Source organism: Gordonibacter pamelaeae 7-10-1-b, from assembly GCF_000210055.1.
GTDB classification, from domain to species: Bacteria; Actinomycetota; Coriobacteriia; order Coriobacteriales; family Eggerthellaceae; genus Gordonibacter; species Gordonibacter pamelaeae.
Genome location: NC_021021.1, coordinates 2,289,809 through 2,290,993 on the forward strand (window position 1 = coordinate 2,289,809; position 1,185 = coordinate 2,290,993).

At 68.6% G+C, this 1,185-nt stretch carries 2 protein-coding genes; both read left to right on the forward strand.

All coding sequences use genetic code 11. The annotated features are described in order from the left end of the window. On the forward strand, window positions 1–206 hold a 206-nt coding region (locus GPA_RS10690; RefSeq protein ID WP_041239482.1), incomplete at its 5' end, for a hypothetical protein. Window positions 207–229: 23 nt separating this feature from the next. Beyond that, entirely contained in the window at window positions 230–1,069 is an 840-nt protein-coding gene (locus GPA_RS18230) for an Ig-like domain-containing protein (protein WP_197533094.1), read from the forward strand. The last annotated feature ends 116 nt before the right edge of the window (window positions 1,070–1,185 follow it).

Below are 1,185 nucleotides of genomic sequence, written 5' to 3' on the forward strand. Positions count from 1 at the left end.
CGACCGTCGCCGTGCAGGCGTGGGCGGAATCGCCCGCGGCCGCGATGGGCCTCGCCCTTAAGATCCGCCGCCTCGCCGTCGAGCGGATGGCGCAGGAGGTGGCGCAGGTGTCGTCCTGCAAGGCGGACGCAACGTACAGCTTCCCCGACCCGAAGAGCCGCCGCGCGCGCTGCCAGCTGGTGCTGGACATCGTGTCGCGGCCGTGAGGGCGGGGCGAAAGGAGACAGAAGTGACAGATGCAATGCTCGACGCCTCGACGGTTGGCGTCGCGAAGGGCCGCCCCGGCGGCTATGCCGCGGTGTTCCCGCTGGGAACGCCGCTTGCGACCCTCAAGGACGTGTCCAAGACGCTCGAGGAGCTCGTGGCCGAGGTGCCCGGAGCCGACAGCCTAGGCTACATCTCGGAGGACGGCGTGACCATCCCCACCGACACTTCGGCCGAGGACCGCCGCGACTGGGGCGGGAACGTCATCAAGAGCGAGCTCACCGAGTTCGCGACGAGCATCTCCGTGACGTTCCTCGAGTCGCGCGACTCGGTGCTCATGACCGTCTACGGGGACGCCAACGTGTCGACCAAGGACGGCGTGCGCGAGACGCGCGTCAACCAGAACTTCACGGGAGCCCACGCTTTCCTCTTCGAGCACGTCATCGGTGATTCTATGGTGCGTCGCACGGTCGTGGAGAACGGCTCGATCACCGAGCGCGACGACCTGGCCATGAACAACTCCGACCTGCTCGGCTACGCGCCGACCATCAAGTGCGTCTCCGCCGAGGGGCGCGACCCCATGGTGTTCCTCGACTTCGAGGTAGGCGCGTCCGAGGTGCCGGTTCAGTCGGTCGCGCTCGACAAGGGCACGCTTACGCTCGCGGTCGGCGCGAAGGAGACGCTGAATGCCACCGTGGTTCCCGCGCTCGCCACCGACAGGGACGTCTCGTGGAAGAGCTCCGCGCCGGCGAAGGCGACCGTGAGTGCGTCCGGCGAGGTGACCGCCGTGGCGGCCGGGTCGGCGACGATCACGGCCGAGGCCGGCGGAAAGTCGGCGACCTGCAACGTGACCGTGACGGCGTAAGGGGGAGCGGATGGCTGCAAGGAAGATCACCGTGACCGCGCTCGGGGTGTCGGCGAAGGTCGATCCCGACGCGCTCGACGACCAGGACCTGCTCGACAAGCTGGAGGACGCGAACG